The 15,712-nt window shown below is 41.0% G+C and carries 14 protein-coding genes; 1 reads left to right on the top strand and 13 read right to left on the bottom strand.

The features are described 5' to 3' along the window. Positions 1 to 177: 177 nt before the first annotated feature. From FKV70_RS25540 to FKV70_RS25485, 12 genes are read right to left on the bottom strand one after another with little or no spacing between them, the layout of a single operon-like run. A complete protein-coding gene (locus FKV70_RS25540; protein ID WP_142614949.1) occupies positions 178 to 924 on the bottom strand; it encodes a 3-oxoacyl-ACP reductase family protein in 747 nt (248 codons plus the stop codon). 25 nt (positions 925 to 949) lie between these two features. Then, complete coding sequence (locus FKV70_RS25535) at positions 950 to 1,714, bottom strand: SDR family NAD(P)-dependent oxidoreductase (RefSeq protein ID WP_142614948.1); 765 nt, start codon at positions 1,712 to 1,714, stop codon at positions 950 to 952. 9 nt (positions 1,715 to 1,723) lie between these two features. Continuing rightward, positions 1,724 to 2,419, bottom strand: a complete 696-nt coding sequence (locus FKV70_RS25530) for a cyclase family protein (RefSeq protein ID WP_142614947.1) — start codon at positions 2,417 to 2,419, stop codon at positions 1,724 to 1,726. Positions 2,420 to 2,429: 10 nt separating this feature from the next. Beyond that, on the bottom strand, positions 2,430 to 3,812 hold the full coding sequence (locus FKV70_RS25525) for an aldehyde dehydrogenase family protein (RefSeq protein WP_142614946.1): 1,383 nt from the start codon (positions 3,810 to 3,812) through the stop codon (positions 2,430 to 2,432). 3 nt (positions 3,813 to 3,815) lie between these two features. Next, positions 3,816 to 4,907 (bottom strand): phenazine biosynthesis protein, encoded by a 1,092-nt coding sequence (locus FKV70_RS25520; RefSeq protein WP_142614945.1) that lies wholly within the window; start codon positions 4,905 to 4,907, stop codon positions 3,816 to 3,818. Then, the gene (locus FKV70_RS25515; protein WP_142614944.1) at positions 4,891 to 6,357 is read right to left on the bottom strand and encodes a chorismate-binding protein; all 1,467 of its coding nucleotides are present in this window, start codon (positions 6,355 to 6,357) and stop codon (positions 4,891 to 4,893) included. Before FKV70_RS25515 ends, FKV70_RS25520 begins: the two co-directional genes overlap by 17 nt. 60 nt (positions 6,358 to 6,417) lie before the next feature. Beyond that, on the bottom strand, positions 6,418 to 7,665 hold the full coding sequence (locus tag FKV70_RS25510) for an ATP-grasp domain-containing protein (protein ID WP_063212017.1): 1,248 nt from the start codon (positions 7,663 to 7,665) through the stop codon (positions 6,418 to 6,420). Between the two features lie 32 nt (positions 7,666 to 7,697). Then, on the bottom strand, positions 7,698 to 9,047 hold the full coding sequence (locus FKV70_RS25505) for an MATE family efflux transporter (protein ID WP_142614943.1): 1,350 nt from the start codon (positions 9,045 to 9,047) through the stop codon (positions 7,698 to 7,700). Next, positions 9,048 to 9,302 (bottom strand): acyl carrier protein, encoded by a 255-nt coding sequence (locus FKV70_RS25500; protein ID WP_063212019.1) that lies wholly within the window; start codon positions 9,300 to 9,302, stop codon positions 9,048 to 9,050. It abuts the gene before it with no gap. Continuing rightward, on the bottom strand, positions 9,295 to 11,181 hold the full coding sequence (locus tag FKV70_RS25495) for an HAD-IIIC family phosphatase (RefSeq protein WP_142614942.1): 1,887 nt from the start codon (positions 11,179 to 11,181) through the stop codon (positions 9,295 to 9,297). The genes FKV70_RS25500 and FKV70_RS25495 overlap by 8 nt, the downstream gene beginning before the upstream one ends. Before the next feature lie 13 nt (positions 11,182 to 11,194). Beyond that, complete coding sequence (locus FKV70_RS25490; RefSeq protein ID WP_064797184.1) at positions 11,195 to 12,214, bottom strand: alpha/beta hydrolase; 1,020 nt, start codon at positions 12,212 to 12,214, stop codon at positions 11,195 to 11,197. A gap of 37 nt (positions 12,215 to 12,251) precedes the next feature. Further along, positions 12,252 to 13,277, bottom strand: a complete 1,026-nt coding sequence (locus tag FKV70_RS25485) for a 3-oxoacyl-ACP synthase III family protein (RefSeq protein ID WP_142614941.1) — start codon at positions 13,275 to 13,277, stop codon at positions 12,252 to 12,254. Between the two features lie 544 nt (positions 13,278 to 13,821). Here FKV70_RS25485 and FKV70_RS25480 point away from each other — a divergent pair. Beyond that, positions 13,822 to 15,090: a helix-turn-helix domain-containing protein gene (locus tag FKV70_RS25480; protein WP_142614940.1), complete on the top strand. Its 1,269-nt coding sequence runs from the start codon at positions 13,822 to 13,824 to the stop codon at positions 15,088 to 15,090. Between the two features lie 370 nt (positions 15,091 to 15,460). On the opposite strand, the gene FKV70_RS25475 is transcribed toward FKV70_RS25480, so the two are convergent. Further along, positions 15,461 to 15,712, bottom strand: a 252-nt coding sequence (locus tag FKV70_RS25475) for a condensation domain-containing protein (RefSeq protein ID WP_244310848.1), incomplete at its 5' end; no start/stop codon positions are given.

The raw sequence follows: 15,712 nt of genomic DNA, 5'->3' as shown, positions 1-15,712 counted from the left end.
TGTTCATAATTATAGATTGATATTCCAATATGTCAAACGCTTACATGGAGTTTACGGCAATCGAAGTAAGTTCTATTTTCGACGTGGTACAACTTGTAGCGATAAAAAAAGCCGCTAAATTAGCGACTTTTAAAGGAGCCATATGCCTACACATTGGATCATCCTAAATGTATGCAATTATTGCATATAGCGTCCGCCATCCATGACAATGGTTTGTCCAGTGAGATAACCAATTTGCGGATTGGCCAGCTGGAGCACAAGCTCCGCTACCTCGGATTTTTTACCCAAGCGACCCAGCGGCGTATTCCCAATTATCCCTTCCATCACAGCGTCATTTAACGAATCTGTCATTTCCGAAGCAATCGGGCCTGGCGCGATCACATTCACACTAATATTGTATTTTGCCAGCTCGCGGGCTGAGGATTTAGTTAATCCAATCAATCCAGCCTTGGAAGCGCCGTAATGAGGGCCGAAGCTTCCTCCTGTTAAAGCCGCAACAGAGGAAATATTAATAATTCTGCCTTCTTCGCTTTTTTTAAGCAGCGGAATAGCATATTGGGTACACAAAAATGCTCCGGTAAGGTTAATCGTTAAGGTATGATTCCATTCTTCTAGCGTCAGCTGTTCAATGGGTTGGGGAACTCCAATCCCTGCATTGTTAACTAAAATGTCCAGTTTCCCATAATACTTTTCAATCTCCTCAAAAGCCCGAAGAATGCTGGACTCGTCTCTCAGGTCAAGCCGTACCAATAACCCGTTTCGATTGTTTTTTTTGATGGTATCCAACAAATGAGTTGCTTGCTGCTTATTACTATGATACGTAATCACTACATCCATATCGGACTCAGATAACTTTCGAATGATTTCCTCACCGATACCTCTGGAGCTGCCTGTAACTAATGCCACTCTGTTATTTTGCAACATGTTCACCCTTTCAAGCAGGTTTGGTTTAAGGCGTATACATTCCACCGTTCACGTCCAGAACAGCTCCTGTAATATATTGATTTGCTTCTGAACCCAGAAAATAAACAGCCTCGGCTACCTCCTCCGGCGTCCCCAAACGAAGTAATGGTATACCGCTCAGCACCTCATGATTAATCTTCTCTTCACGATTTTGCCATCTATGAAGGATGCGATCGGTTCCGATAATTCCAGGGCATACTGTATTCACCAGAATTCCATGCTCGGCAAATTCATAGGACAAATGCCGGGAAACAGCAATGACAGCCGCTTTGGACGCGGAATAATCCGCACCTACATTTTTTAGCGTTTTACGGGCAGATATTGAAGATATATTCACAATTTTCCCACTCTGATTTCTGTTCATTACGGGAAAGCAAGCTTGTGTCAATTGAAGAACAGGCTTCAAGTTAAAAACAAAAGATGAATTAAAGCTTTCCCATGAAATATCATGAAAAGGCGTCCGTTTCTCTTGAGAACCGCCTACATTGTTGACTAAGGTCAGATGCGTTTCTGTGTCGGGTACATAATCAGCAAGCTGATCCTTCAACTCTTTTTGGTCATGCAGAAGATCCACACACCATGTTGTTATCGAAGCAGCTTTTTCTGTGGATACCTCTGCTTTTAATTGCTCTAAAGCGTTAAGATCCCTATCAACTGCTATACATGTATATCCTTCTGCGACATATTTATAGAGCGTGGCTTTCCCGATCCCTCTGGCTGCACCGCTAATTATGCATATTTTTTTCGCCATGGTAATGATCTAGCCCCTTAATCCCTTGATGCCAATCGCTCGAACAGGTGAAGCTTCTACATCGGAAATTTTGATTGGCAGGGCTACGAATAAAGTGTCAGAGTTGAGCTGATCTAAATTAAATAAATACTCGCATAGAACCGCGCCCTGTGAAACTATATTTTTATGCACCACAAAGTTTTTCTCAGCGGGTTTCTCAGTTTGAAAATCCAGCCCTATGAAAACAGGATTTAAGGAGGCAATATAAGCCGCAGCCTCTGCACTGAGCCAAGGGGAGCGATCCCAAAAGCCTTCCTTTCCCCATTCTCTATCATCGTAGCCTGTATGGAATAACAGAATTTCGCCTTCTTCTATAGCGAGAGGAGCCATTCTATGCTTGAGGAGATCTGCTGAAATTTCGGTTTGATCTGGAATATCGGTCAGGTCAATCAAAACGGGATACCCGACAAAGTGTTGTAGAGGAACCTGGTCGATTGTTTTTCCATCACGAAACACATGGTCGGAAGACTCTACATGAGTGCCATTATGTGCGAACAAAGATACAATGGTAAAGCGTCGTTTCCAGTCTGCGGCCGTCATCGTTTCCGGAGCTACTTCATCAAACGTAAACTTTGGAAACCAGTCCGCACTATATTTAGGCATCCCTTTGGAAAAAGCAATAGATAAATCAATCAACTCAAGTTTTTTAGATGTTTGAATACTCATATTTCCCCTCCTAAATTACACCTTTTGAAATAAAAAGATGTTCTGTAATAAAGCCGTCGTGAGGAACCATATCGTGAGTAGTCCATGTCGGTGCATTATTGATTACTAATTTTTTAATCGTCGGTTCGGTAATAGCCCAATGGATCAAATCCTGATCCTCCGTTAGCAGGCTTAGTGCCAAGGTGGATTTCAGAGTTTGGCGGACCTCATCTGGTTCAGGTGTGTATACCCAGCTACAGGCAAAGGGCAGCTCCATATACCGAATATGATCGGGTAGATGATTGATATGGACCAATAAGGGAGAAAGTGCGGCTGTACCGTCTCCATAGTCTATAATCCATTCTTCATCCTTCACATTTTTCCAAAGGATGTCGGTGGAATGAAATATTTGATGAACATAGTCTCTAATTGCATAGGCTTTATCTGACCTAAATACGGGAAGATCACTTGTATAATCTAGCAAACCATTCGAGCCATACCCGTTTAGCTGCAGCGCGATTTCATCTAGCTCATGAAGATGAGCTTTATTCACGACAATCCCACTTGCATTGGTACACTTCATTCCTCCACCATCTACGACGGAGCGAACAATCACATCTCTCGCTTGAGCATGTGCAATTAGGTCGTGATTGCTTGCTTCAAAGTGCCAGTATACTTTTGAATAGCCCGGTCCTCGGGTAATCACTTTTGGATTGCCTTTGTATTGCTCGACTGTATTACGATCTCCAAATACGAGTGCAAGATCGCCTGCGTCTACAATGGCTTGGACAATAGAATGATCTCCAGGAACTAGAGCAATCATAAAGGGAGATATCCCGGCAGCTAACAGGCAACGGATCAGGCGGTAAGGTGTAAAAGGGTCCTTCGCGCTGGGCCGCAATAAAATTTTATAACCTGCTGCCAGCGCTTCAATCCAGGCTTTGTGCACGGCCGGATTATTACCGGGCGCGATAACAGATAAAATTTGGCCTTTCGGTACCCAATAGGCTGTTTTATTTTCTCGTGAAGCATTTTCCGTATATATAGGAGCCAAATTTGGAGCACTTCCGGTAATATACTGTTCTGCTGTAGCCAAGGCATGACTTAATTCTTTTACCGAGGATTCAATCGCCTTCAGCGGAACGCCTGATATCAAATGTACATGACGTACATAATCTTGTGGACTCTCTCCATCTAGCGTAGCTGAACCAAATAAATCGGCAGCTTTTTTGAAAGCTTTATGGACATCAGCCAACGCTTGCTTCGGAGTTGCTTTTAGCTCATGAGCGATTCTCGATATGAGGATGGACGGGAGCTCATCTATTTCACCTAGAGATAAACCTTGCAGAGATGTTAAATCTCTTCTATGCTTCGACTCGTATCTCGCTCCAGACCATATAAAAGGAATATGCATAGGTTAATAAACCCCTTCGAAGATTTTCTCTTTCACATTTTCCATCGGCCTCACATCGGCTACGCCATCCCAAGTATAACTACCTACAGGAGCAACGCGCAGGGCCTGATCCCGCTCGAGGCGTGAAGGGATAAATAACTCAGGAGAGAATAATGTCAACTTGACTTGTCCATAGGTGTTATATGGTGTTAATACTCTGTGATTCTCTTTATCCACTAATTGAACCATAGAAAAGGGATGTAATGTTTGAAAAACGCAGGCTTTAGGATCGTCTTTGAATTTTTGGCGCTGAGGTGCGATCCCCATTAACGTATTTCCATACAACCCGATGAAGCGGGCTTCTGGAAAAATGAAAGTTTCCAGCGCATCCAGTGTGCCTTCATCAATAGAGGTGCCGGCCCAAATAATAACTTTAATTTTCTTCTGAATTAAGGAGGACAGCTTTTCATTGTTACTCATCGCCTCCAGGAGCGCCGGAGTTGCAAATAACACTTCAATATTTTGCGTTTCCAGCACCGTAGAAACCTGTTCCAAAAGATGTTGTATGTAGGCTTTAACAACATCGAATTCTCTATTTTTGGAGCACTTTTTTACCCAGCGCGGATCAAAATCAATATAGTAGCACAGCTTGGAAAGGTAGGTTGCCATCCGTCCAATCGAACGGCCTACGATATGGGGTCCCGTAGGGCCTACATGCAGCCAGTGCCCTGTGCAATTTTCGAATACAGATTGATCATTCAGTTCTTGAAATACCCATTCAAGAGCTTTCTTTCTGGAAAGCATGTCGACGATCTTTTGAGGAGAGCCTGTCGTTCCCCCACTTTCAAACACTTCAAAGCCCCAATCCAATGTATGCATCCCTTTAGGAATCAATTTTTCCACGGGAATCCTTTTCATCTCTTCCGTATAGTCGGGAAACTCATCCAGATCCTGCAATGTTTGAATGTCATGCAGCGGGTTGAAAGGCAAGGAGGTGCGCTTTTCCAGCCAAAAGGGGGAGCCTGTCTCTTCTGAAAAATGCCACTTTAAGGTCGCTTGGATAACATCATGAATTGAAGGCGGAGCCGATTTATTATATTTATAGATGTCCAACATGCAAACTTCCCCCTTTAGTTTCATTCGTAATTTCAATATTCCCGATGAACGGAGTCATTTTCGTTCTTGTTTCCTTCCATTCATTTTCAGGATTTGAATGTTCAACAATCCCGCCTCCGGCAAAAACGTGTAACTTTCCATTTTCCAGATAGGCAGTTCGTATCGTTAGCGCAAAATTGGAATCGTCATTGGCTCTGCAATAACCAAAACCGCCTGCAAAAAACTCCCGTTTGAATGCCTCCACCTCGGACAGCACAGGCTCTACTTCCAAACGCGGAACCCCCCATATCGTAGCAGGCGGATAAATGCTGCCGAGTACATCAAATGTAGAAACTTCTTTTTTTAAGGAAGCATACATATGAGTTTTCAAATGGAAGGCATACGGAGTTTTGAGAATATGTTTATCCTCATTGATAACTACATCTTTGTTGACCGCCAATTCCTTCAGATCGTTAACCATGAGACTGACAGCATATTGATGCTCCTTATTCTCCTTATTGTCGTGAAGCAATTCAGCTATAATTTCCTCCTCTGTTTTGTGCCCGTATGCAATTTTTCGTGTACCTGCAAGCGGTTTACTAATCGCCTTCTGTCCCTTTTTAATAAGCAGCACCTCAGGCGATACACCAAACCACTCTTTTTCATCATTCCACTTAAAAAAGTAACTGTATTCCTGATAATTTTTTTGATTTATTTTTGAGAATAAGGGGATTATACTTTTCATTTCTTCTAATTGAATGACTGCCTTTCTGGTCACTACCACCTTGGCAAATTCCTTGTTACCCAGCTGATCTAAAATCTGATTCAGGTTATTCATATAGGTATCTTGATCGGGTATATAAGAAATCGTTCCTTTGTATTCTTCCTGAATTGCCTTCTCTAAATAGCTAATGGTTTCTGAGGTAGGCAAGATTACGTCGTTAGACCAGCTAAGGACATCAAATTGATTTTCCGTTCCTTGAATAAGGATTTTGGGGAGGGTAAACACGGCAACTTCCTGCAATTCATCATGAATGGTTTCGCACATCCAGCCACCTAAAAATGACATATCCGCAAACTCTTCTGGGATTTGCATCTGAACTGTCTTCATCATTTCTGAAAGTTTATTAAAAATATCCTTATAAGGCATATGCGTTACATTCACATATTCATTGATTTCAGAGAGCATTTTATTTTGAATATAAATATTCGTTTTTAACAGCGTTTTACTTGCGGAGACTTTGATAGATACATAATTACCTAAACCTAAAATGATATGAGGTTTTCCTGACTCATTTTGAGAGATAAAGACCGTTTTAAATTCTTCTGCGAACTCCGGATACAAAGACGAGAGCGCCTGCATCCAATATAAAGAGTTATTCACATTTAAATCCTCGATCACGATATTTCTTTTGGCTGTCAAATATTCTACACCAGGAATCGGAAAAATTTTTTTGATGTCCACAACCATTTTCCACTACCTCCTCGAGATTTTATATTTACAGTGACCGTTTAGGGGAAGGGATGTTTTTCATATCTTTATTTTTTCTAAAGGTTTCCCCTCCAAGTGGAAAAGTTGAATGCTTTTAAGAATAGCCTGCTCTACCTGGTCTTCACTTTGTCCGTCGAACATAAATCGACCGCTGATATGGTAGTAAGAGCCGCTTCCATCCATGATATCTCCAGCATTAGGAATAACTTCTGAAAAGATTTCCGGAATTTGCTCCTTGAGGCTTGTTACATGGATGACTTCTAGCGGAGTATTCTGTGGCTCAGGTATTTGTAGAAAACCACCATGTATATTTAAATCCGCTTCAGGAACTCCCGTAAATGTGCCCAACAGGATTTTGACCGTTTCTTCACCGAGATGGATACCGAAGCGATCAAGTAAAAAGAATGGAATTTCCGCCCCGCCAAAACGTGCGCCAATTTCCAAAAACACCAATTCTTTTTCCTGTTTATGAATCAGCTCCATATGAAAGGAACCCTCACTTAATTCCAGGGCTTTTAACGAACGGCCTGTAAAATCAACAATACGCTGCCGTAGGTTCTTATCTTTAGTAATCAGAATGGAACCACACGGCTTTCCTTTGGAAAAGTCCAGACAGCTACCTACATAGCGCGACACAGATATAAACTCGATTTTTCCTTTATTCACAATGCCATCGATATGAAAAATGGTACCCTCAACGAATTCTTCGGCCTCATAATCAGCCAAGGAAATGGTGGTTAGAAATTCTTCCAGCTCTGCATCGGTATGCACTAATTTGACCCCTATGCTGGCTGCTGAAACTTTAGGTTTTAGGATAAGCGGATAATTCACTTTTTTAGCGAAAGCAAGGACTTCATCGGAGGTCGTAAAATCAATAAAATAAGGGGTACGTATAGAGTGTTCCTTCAATCTCTTCTTCATTTCAACCTTATTCCGGTACAACTGAACCTGTTGCTCATCTACACCCGGAATAGCGTACTTTGTTCTTAAAAATGCGGCAACGTCCATATCAAATTCGGATAAGCTAATGAGGTGATCAATTGGGCCATAGGTACTGACCACTTCAAACATAGCTTGATCCAGTTCATCTTGCTGCTCCAGACGTTCAAATCGAACTATTTTAGCTGCTTGTTCTTTATAAGCGGCAATATCTTTATATCCATTTTCATTCACAAAGTAGATGACATCGTTTTGTGAATGATCAATAACTGTGTTGTAGTTCATATAATTACCAAAGATTAAACCTCCAAAACGATGAATCACGACAATGACCTGTCTATCCTTCAATTCTCTCACTCCCATTTCAGTTCATTGAATAGTTAGCCTTCCAGAGCAATTGATTTAATAGATGCATTTCCTCTCTGGAATAAAAACAACAGCACCACTGCTTGTACCACGACTCCTAGAATTTGAGATATCCAAATACCATGCACATACAGGTTGTTAAAAGAAGGGAGTGTGAATGCCCCTAAAAGAGTAACGGCAGTCCCTATTAATGTCACATAAAACATCGTTCGACTTTGACCTGAGCCTAAAAACACACCTCCGATACTTACTGCAAGCGAAAGAGGCAACAAATAGAGACTCATGTAATAAAGATAGATCATCCCCTCCTGAATGACTTGTTCACTATTCGTAAAGATTCGAAGTAAAAATGGAGCCAATACTAATAATAGTATGCCGGCTAGTAATCCAACGGTTCCGCCTAGCCAAAGTACCTTCTTACCGATTTTATGAAAACTTTTGCCTTCTCCTGCACCCAATTGGTAAGAGATTTGAATACTCGCTGCTTGTCGAACCGCGTAGAAAAACATCGTTATAAATACAATGATTTTCGTCCCGATTCCATAGGCCGCCATGCTATAGACTCCAAAGGTTCCAATCAAGCCGATGAGAATCATGTTGCTCCCCATACGAGCTATAAAGTCACCTGACATGGGAAGACCGATATTAAGAATATCTTTTACATTTTTCCGTGTTTTTGCACCATATTCGACCTGTTTTAATGTCTTGATAATATCGGATCGGTAGAATGTGTATAAAGCAATCATCAAAGTGATTGTTCGCCCTAACACAGTAGCTAAAGCTGCTCCTTGTACACCTAATTGGGGAAATCCCAGCCAACCGTATATAAAAAGCGGATCCAGCACGAGAATTAACAAATTAGACAATAACGCCATTTGCATCGGAAACTTTGTATTGCTGTAACCTTTGAATATAGAATCCACCATATTTTGCGCATAGAAAATGATGATTCCCGGAAATGAAATTGCCAAAAATGCTGTAGTTAAAATCAGCGTGTCTTTTTCTTCAGAGCTAGTGAAAAGACTCGCAATTTCAGCTCTGAATACATACCCCATTCCACCAACCAGAAGACTTATTACCGCCCACAAAATCCAGCTATCTCTGACTGCACTTTTGATAGAGGATAAATCTTTATTTCCCAAGTAGCGTGAAATCAGAACCGTAGTTCCTGCACTGGCAATGAGTATAATGGCAAGAAGTACATTTTCCAGACTGGTTGCGACCGTCACGGCTGCGACTGATGCACTACCCAACTGTGCGACCCAAAAAATATCAATAATTCCCGCTATAACCCCGGCTAACAGCTCAAAGTAAATGGGATAAGCCAGCAAACCTAGGCTCTTCCGTTTTTTAGAAAGTTCCACTTACTCCACCTCTACTGTCTTACCGCTTTGTTGCGATAAAATAATATTCCCTAACTCTCTTACTGTAAGCGACTTGTGAAAATCCTCCAGTTTAATTCGGACCTGAAAGTTTTGTTCAATCTGAACAAGGAGACGGAGGGAATTGAAGCTATCCCAATTTTCAAGAGTATCCAGTCGAGTATTTTCTTGAACTTCCGTATCCGTATTTAATACATCTGTCACCAGTTCCTGAAGTTGCCGATCAAAATCAGACATTGTGCATTTCTCCTTTCTCACTGCGAACTTGTATCCAGGCTGGCTGTAGCGAACCTGAAATCGGCAAATTTATTCTGTACTGAGTATGTTCATCTTCTTGGCGGATCATATGGAAGCCAGCATTTGTATAGAAATCAGATACGATATGATTTTTAGAGGTATGACGATACTCCGCTTCAATGTATTGAATGCGGCAACGCGTGGCTTCATCTACTATATACTGAAGAACCGCGTATTCAATTTTACGTGAGAATACACGACAGCTCATCATAAAATTCTGGATCACCCAATGATTCGGCTGCTTGTTAATCCAGACTCCCCCAATAATTCCTTCCTGTCCGAAACGGTCCTTGCAAGTAAAACCAAGCAAGCTTACCAGTCCTTCTTTTTGATTTTGTAGATTGTAGGCTTCGGTATATTGATTTTTGGTCATGTTAAACTGGTTCGTCCGCAGATTCAGCTGCATCAAACGCGGCATAGAATACTCATCAGCCTCAAATATATTTACGCAAATCTCCAGCTGCTTTAAGTATTCTTCCGGAGAAGAAAAGGATTTGGAAAACGCTTTTCTTTCAACCTGCATACGATACATTTCTGTGCGATTTTGATCGGTTTCCGTTGTCTGCAATACATTAAAGTAACCTGTCTCCAATAGGCTGTTTAGATATAAAGCAGGTTCCGTACCTATATCAATAACTGTTACTTCAGGTATCGTTGAAGCGACCAGTTGCCGCTCAAACGGGCTATCATCTATAAAGACAAGAGAATCTAAACCGATATTCAGTTGATTGGCAAGGTAGCGAATATTTTCGTTTTTGGGTTCCCAATTGACCTGCATGATTGAAAAATCCGTCTGTCGAAGTAACATCTCAGGATGATTCTCTAATGCCTCCTCCACAATGGAAAATTCATTTTTGCTGCATACTGCAAGAATAACTCCCTGCTGCTTTAATCTTTTAGCAATCCGTTGCAGGTTTACAAAGCAATTGCCAGGATACAGGCTTCCAAGCTGTATATTTGCAGGACCATCGTCTCCAATAACACCTCCCCATAATGTGTTATCCAAATCTAGCACCAGGCACTTTTTCGAGAGGCCCAGGTAGGCACGGCTCAAACTGGCAACTTCTTGAGCAACGAGTAAAAACACATCGTTATGCCAAGCGATACTGGCATAATAATGCATACGCTCATCTCTTAATAATCCGGGGTGGTTCATTAATAGCATTTCAAGGTCCAGCACATAAGCCGAAGGAAGCAGCTCCGAGAATTCAAGTAATCGGCCGTTTAGCTCTCTCCACAAACGTCCCCATAAAGCCTTATGCTTAAAGGAAATAATACTACTTAAATCAATTGAATTAATCGGAATTGTATTTAAAACAAACGTGCTGGGCTGCCAAGTATTGTATTGGTCCAGCATTTTGTATAGCGTATCAAGCTGTTCCCTACCGTGTGAACGAATATAGTCAGAATTCAATGTATCCCAATCCTGTGGAAGCAAAAATTGCTCATCCAGCAGGCAGAGAATCATTTGAGGCTTAAAATTTGCTAATCTTGAGTGTGGATTGGATAACTCGAATGCAATCTGGTTATATTCAGCGAGATAAAATTCGGGTGAGATTTCCTGTATGAGTAGAAGAGTACGTAGAGAGGATATTATAGGTTGAGCTATAAAGTTGCTGACAATTGCAATTTTTAAAGTTTTGAGCTTTCTGGGCTGAATCCCGATCATAACAGGACTCACCTTTTCCAAAGCGTGGCCTACTACATCAAGCTCTTCATAGGTCTTTAATTGTCGCAATGCTAGAAGAATATCGGTATTGCTTGTATCATCTCCCCGGCTCAAGCGACGAATTTTCCTGGCAAGCTCATGGATTTCCATAGTCTCCTCCTGCTCAGTTATTTTCTTCAAGATAATGCGTTAAAAAACTCAGCACCTCACTAGCTATAGGTCCATATGTTCTTCGAGCGTCACCTCTGCGTGGGGAAAAAATATGGCCTAATTGATCGAATACAGTGAAGCTCACATTAGAACGATCCTTCAGTGCATTTTTGAGCAAATACGCTTCCCGAATAGGAGTCGCATTATCATCGCTTGCCTGTATAATACATATTGGTCCAGTAAATTGTGTAATACGCTTATAGGCAGGTTCATTGCTTATCCATTCCTGCCAAAATTGGGATGGTGCTTCTTCATTCCCTAATTGCAAATCCCGTGCTAAATTTTTATCGTAATGTAATTTTAAAATAGAAGCGATCTGTTCATATGAAGCAGATTCCAAGGTCTGTAACTCTTCCTCCAGATGGTCCCACCATCCCCATCTTGGTAAATCGAGTTCCCGTAAGGCCTCTACTTTCACCGTACCGTCCTTTTCAACTAGTTGTTGCTCCCACAACCATTGCAGCTTGCGCTCTACATCCATATAGTAACGTCGATAAAGATAATTTTCGCCGATGGTAGACATAAGGACTAACCCTTTTAAGATAGGGGCTTTCTCAGATGCTGCAATAGCTACTTCAGTACCTAAAGAAATTCCAAGCAACCATATGGCTTCAGCTTGTACTCCATCGGTGTTTCTTACAAGATCAACGGCTGCACATGCATCTTCAACTAGTCCTGAAAACGTACGGCGCTGATAATCCACGGCTGAATCATTGGACGCAGGTACAAAACGGCTGTTATATCGAAGTACGGACATTCCCTTATCTGCGATGGCATCGCGTAGTTGTAAAAACATCCGAACAGGCTGATCATCCACACTCATATCCGCAGGATGGCTTCCATCCATGTCCCATGCTCCCCAAGGGTGTAACAAAATGACACAAGGGACTTCCTGTTCAGTACAAGCAGGCCATGCCAATCGACCTTCCAGCACACCATCTTGACTATGAATTTGTATCATATCTTCTTTCACTATATTCCTCCAAAAACAGACTTTATTTCAAGCTAAATTAGACCTGGAATAAGCTGCAAACCCAGTGCATTCCGTTTCCAATCCCAATCAGTGCCACATAGTCGTTTCTGTTCAGCTCGCCGGATTCTATATATTGTTTAAAATCAAAAAGTTGATCGGTGACTCCCATATGACCATATTGGGTCGCCAATTTAGCATTGGTTCGGTCTATATCTACTTCAAAAATTTCAGCAATCTCCTGCATAGATTTAACATTATCGTGGAGATAAATGATTCGACGGATATCAGTTAATTGAATTCCCTCTTGCTCGCACGCCTGCTCTGTAACCAGACGAATGCGCTTGTTTAGCAATTCAATAAATTCCATCAATTTTACAGGATCAGCGTCAAAAAAAACCTGCACTTTTGCCAGCGGTGAAAAGGAATGAATGTGCTGCAAATTAACAGGATTAAATGGCTCTGTACTCCCGCCCCAATCATACCGGAAAAGAGGAGCATATGTACCATCACTCCATATTTTCGTGCTGACCCAGCGGCAATGTGGATGTTCTCTTTGGACAACAGCAGCGGAAGCACCATCGGAGTGAAAACAAGAATTGTATGTGACACGATTGCGGTATTCTTCGCTATTACGATTGGAGGTAACCACTAAGCCATATTGATAGTCGGGGTGAACAGCAAACTTGCCAGCTGCTGTGTCAAAGGCCATGAGCCCGCCACTACAGGCTTGGTTAAATAAAATGGCTTCCGAGGAATGTGCACCAAGACGATGTTGAAGCTCACAGGCAGGGTCCCAATAGAGATACTCGGGAATTTCGCTAATGGCCAGTATAATAAAATCAAGTTCTTCCGCTGTGATCCCCGCATGGTTCAGAGCTTCTTCCGCAGCCTGAAACGCTAAATCCGTTTGGCTGACTTCAGGAGCCGCCGCATAAAAATACTCGTAACCCCATTTTTTCACTTTATCAATATTAGATGTATATTTATGAACCTCGTCTTCTACTTTTCGCTTCTGCCCCAGTGCCTGTCCAAAACCACGAATTCCATAACTCGAAGTTGACAATTCTCTTCCCCCTTTTAATGTGGGCTTCAATAAATCTTATGTAGTTTACTCATGCTGTTCTATAGACGAAATACATTTAATGACCAGGGCAAGACATCTATTGTCGTGAGATTTGCAAAAAATCCATTGCCAAACAAATATTCACAACCAGATGAAAATGATACCAACAGTAACAAATAAAGCGAAACTCGAATCATTTGTTTCTTGTTCATCCCTCATCATCTCCTCATATGTCATTAATTCCTTGGAAATTATGATACTACTGGTAACAAATTATGTCAAAGTTTATTTTGAAAACTTTCAAGATATTTTAAGAAATTAGTTGTTAATGGTATGTTTTGGCGCGAATGGTTCATCTGAACCTATCTAATTTGGCAATATTACAAAAAAAGTTTAATAAGTTCTAATGATTTATTTGGATTAATATGCCATACTTGTACTAGCTTTATTTTCTTCAATTTCACAATTAGTAAACTTTTGAATATATTTTTATAAATGTATTTTATGCTAACATATTAATATGTATTAGAAGGGGGTATTTTTTATGGATATGATTTTACTAGGAAAAAAGATAAAGAATTTACGAAAAGGTTTAAAAATGCGTCAGGAGGATCTAGCCAGAGATGTTGTAACCAGAGGTTACATTAGTCAAATTGAGAAAGGAAATGCGATGCCCTCTTTTGAGATCATCAGCAAGCTTGCGGAGCGATTAAATTGCTCTATTACTTTTCTGTTAGAAGAAGAGGTTCCGGAAACCGTTTCCCTTCCTCCCTCCATTCCTGCTCAATTAGTAAGGGCGGAACAGTATCTTGAAAACAATTTGTTAAATGAGTTTCTAAACATAATAAAGAGTATAGAAATCACAGAGGAAGAAGCGGATCTAAAAGCCAAGCAACAATTACTGTATGCAAGGTATTACTGGTTATCTAACGATATGGAAAAAGCCTATGAATATATTGAAGATGTCATTCAGCATGCTCCTCCTTTTGATTACGATATTAGAGCCAAATCATATAATTTGCAGGGTCAAATTTTGTATCGCACCAATCAGCTAACAGAGGCTTTAAAAAGCTTCAACAATGCTTTGCTGCTGACCAAGCAATTTACAGTCGACAAACTGCTTTATGTTGATGTTCTTCTCAACCTTGGCATCTTTCACTGCCATTTGGATGAGATTACTTCTGCGCTAACTCATTTATTGGAGGCTCAGCAGATTAATCTACAAAACAGTGCATTTTATAAGGCTGGCGAAATTTCAATGACCATGGGCGTATGCTATAAAAAAACGGGGAATTGGGAGGAAGCGAAGCTGCAGTACGAGCAATCCCTCCTGTTTTTTGAACAAACCAACAATAAGAAGTTGAAAGCGGGTTCACTCTTAAATTTGGGTATTCTGTATAAAAAGATCAAGAATTATGATGAATCTTTAGTCTATATCGAGAAATCTATTGAGTCATACTCCTTGTTATCCGATGAAGAAGGACTGATCAATTCCAAATTGGAGCTTGCTGAGCTCTATATTGACATTCAAAACATTAAAGAAGCAGAAAGAATCTGTAATGATTTTTTGCATGTAAATATGAATCTGGATTTAAAAGCCCAGCTCAATATTTTAATAGGACGAATCAACTCCTGTAATGGAAATCTAGCGCAAGCTCTGGATCACTTCTTCTTAGCTCGCACCATATATCAACAAAAGCAAGCTCACAAAAAAATAAGCGAATTGTATGTCCTTATAGCTGAAGCTTACTATCACCAAAAAGATTTTGAGACCGCTTCGTATTACTACAGGCAAGTCCTTCCTACTCAATAATAAAAAACCTCAGGGCTCCTTTTTTTAGATGGATAGGTCCCTGAGGTTTATTCATTTATACATAGTCCAGACCAAATCAGATTGAGCATGTGCTACCTCTCTACTGAAGTGTGTATTTACCAAAACGCATATCGTCAATCTCTTGATTGTCTCAGACAATATAGTGTTGCTATTCGAGCTGTGGGGTTCATCTCCTAAGTATAGGAGAATACGATCACAGTTATTGGGCCGAGCAAAGCAATTTGAGAGAGCGACGAAATAAGAACGAATCGTTGTTATGTCAGGAAAATATTTTGCAGGCAAGGGCCATCGGACGAGCCGTTGCCCTTGCCTGCACAGTGAAATCATTTTTAGAAAACTGAAAACTGGTCTAGAACATAAAGTCAATGGAATCTGGCGAGAAGCCTTCTGTCTGCTCGTCTGAGTTCACCTGAATATCGCTTAATAGCAAATCTGGATTGGCTCCAACCTGTGACAGGATCGCTATCAAATCTTCGGTTAATCGTTCAATCGCATCGGCGCCAAACAGCTTCGTGCAATATTCAAAGGAACCCTTGATCTGCCCGTCTTCATCACTCATGGACAAGGTCAAATCGAATTTGGAGGTTCTGTGTTCCTGAAC

It is taken from the genome of Paenibacillus ottowii, from assembly GCF_006874425.1.
In the GTDB taxonomy this organism is placed as follows: Bacteria; Bacillota; Bacilli; order Paenibacillales; family Paenibacillaceae; genus Paenibacillus; species Paenibacillus ottowii.
This window is presented reverse-complemented; position numbering and strand designations above follow the sequence as displayed.

Bases quoted from the DNA above. Each gene is read 5' to 3' on its own strand.
- FKV70_RS25535 (WP_142614948.1), bottom strand. From the start codon at position 1,714: ATGGCGAAAAAAATATGCATAATTAGCGGTGCAGCCAGAGGGATCGGG.
- FKV70_RS25495 (WP_142614942.1), bottom strand. From the start codon at position 11,181: ATGGAAATCCATGAGCTTGCCAGGAAAATTCGTCGCTTGAGCCGGGGA.
- FKV70_RS25530 (WP_142614947.1), bottom strand. From the start codon at position 2,419: ATGAGTATTCAAACATCTAAAAAACTTGAGTTGATTGATTTATCTATT.
- FKV70_RS25520 (WP_142614945.1), bottom strand. From the start codon at position 4,907: ATGTTGGACATCTATAAATATAATAAATCGGCTCCGCCTTCAATTCAT.
- FKV70_RS25515 (WP_142614944.1), bottom strand. From the start codon at position 6,357: ATGGTTGTGGACATCAAAAAAATTTTTCCGATTCCTGGTGTAGAATAT.
- FKV70_RS25500 (WP_063212019.1), bottom strand. From the start codon at position 9,302: ATGTCTGATTTTGATCGGCAACTTCAGGAACTGGTGACAGATGTATTA.
- FKV70_RS25480 (WP_142614940.1), top strand. From the start codon at position 13,822: ATGGATATGATTTTACTAGGAAAAAAGATAAAGAATTTACGAAAAGGT.
- FKV70_RS25525 (WP_142614946.1), bottom strand. From the start codon at position 3,812: ATGCATATTCCTTTTATATGGTCTGGAGCGAGATACGAGTCGAAGCAT.
- FKV70_RS25540 (WP_142614949.1), bottom strand. From the start codon at position 924: ATGTTGCAAAATAACAGAGTGGCATTAGTTACAGGCAGCTCCAGAGGT.